This is a genomic window from Curtobacterium sp. B18 (assembly GCF_000333375.1).
In the GTDB taxonomy this organism is placed as follows: Bacteria; Actinomycetota; Actinomycetes; order Actinomycetales; family Microbacteriaceae; genus Curtobacterium.
On sequence record NZ_BACZ01000597.1, the window covers coordinates 1 to 1,501 of the forward strand.

A 1,501-nucleotide genomic window follows, 5' to 3' on the forward strand; every position below is an offset into this window, starting at 1 on the left:
GGCGGACGACGCGCCCGTGCATGGGGCAACCGGTTGAAGAACGTCGGCAAGGCCGTGGTCTACGGGGTCATCGCGTACTCCGCGGCGTCGTACGCGGTCGGCGCGGGGAAGAGTTCGAGCGGCTCGTCCCGGAGTGCCGCGGCCACGGCACTCGCGACCCCCGGCGGTGTGTTCCTGCTCTTCCTCGTCGCCGCGATCGCCGTCGCGGTCGGCGTCGGCCTCGTGGTCATCGGCTGCCGGCGCTCGTTCTGGAAGCAGCTCGTCCGGCCGCGACGGCCGATCGAGCGCGTCGTCACCGTGCTCGGCGTCGTCGGGTACGTCCTGAAGGGCATCGCGATCGTGGTCGTCGGTGTCCTCGTCGCCGTCGCGGCGGTCCGGAGCGACCCGGACCAGGCGACCGGACTCGACGGAGCCTTCGACGCGCTGCGCTCGATGCCCGGCGGGGCGTTCGTCCTCGTCGTGATCGGCATCGGCTTCATCGCCTTCGGGGTCTACAGCTTCTTCCGCGCCCGCTACGCCCGCCTCTGACCACGGGCGGACCCCGCGAACACCTTCAGCCGCCGCCGGGGCGGTGTCCCGGTGATCGGCCGTCCCGCGGGTATCCTGGGCGATCGCCCGAAGCCGAGGAGCGACGACCGACCCGAGGAGACCCACGTGGACGACGAGCACACGGACGCTCGACCGGATCCGGCGAAGCGACTGGGCGAGGCGGAGGACGCCGACGTCACGGTCGAGGTCGACCGGGTCGCGGTGGACGGCACCTACGTGCGGGTGAGCTCGGTGGGCCAGCCCGGTGACCGTGCGTTCCTGCTCGTCGCGGGACTCGGGATCGCAGCCACGTACTACGAGCGACTCGCCCCGCACCTCAACGAGAACGGCCCGGTGCACGCCCTCGACCTGCCGGGCTTCGCGGGTGTCCCGCGCTTCCGGGGGAAGGTCTCGATCGAGCGGTACGCCGACGCGGTCGAGAAGGTCATCGACGACCTGCGGCTCGTCGACCCGGTGCTCGTCGGCCACTCGATGGGGACGCAGGTCGTGACCGAGGTGGCCGCCCGTCGGCCGGAGATCTCCGACCTGGTGCTCATCAGCCCGGTGGTCGACTCGCACGCGCGGACGGTCCGGCAGTCGGCGTTCCGGTTCCTCCGGTCCACGGTGCACGAGCCCGCGGCGGTGCGGTGGCACGGGATCACGGCGTACGCGCTGTGCGGGTGGCACTGGTTCTCGAAGGTCCTGCCGCGGATGATCGCGTTCCCGATCGAGGAACGCGCCGCCGAGGTGCATGCCCACACGCTCATCGTCCGTGGCGAGCACGACGCGATGGTGCCGCGCGACTGGGTCCGTCGCCTCGCACGGGTGTTCCCGTACGCGGTGCTGCGCGAGGTCGTGGACGGTGCGCACTCGGTCATGCACGCGCAGGCCGACGCCGTCGCCCGGCTCGCGGTCGCGCACGTCGCCGGGGCGCTGCCCGACCGTGGCGTGTCCTCGCTGCAGCGGGTGCGGG

At 72.6% G+C, this 1,501-nt stretch carries 2 protein-coding genes; both read left to right on the plus strand.

Features of this window, described 5'->3' with window-relative positions; genetic code table 11:
• A partial coding sequence (locus I5E_RS16255; protein WP_022907915.1) for a DUF1206 domain-containing protein occupies positions 1-528 on the plus strand: 528 nt, incomplete at its 5' end.
• A 126-nt stretch (positions 529-654) separates the two neighbouring features.
• A partial coding sequence (locus I5E_RS16260) for an alpha/beta fold hydrolase (RefSeq protein WP_022907916.1) occupies positions 655-1,501 on the plus strand: 847 nt, incomplete at its 3' end.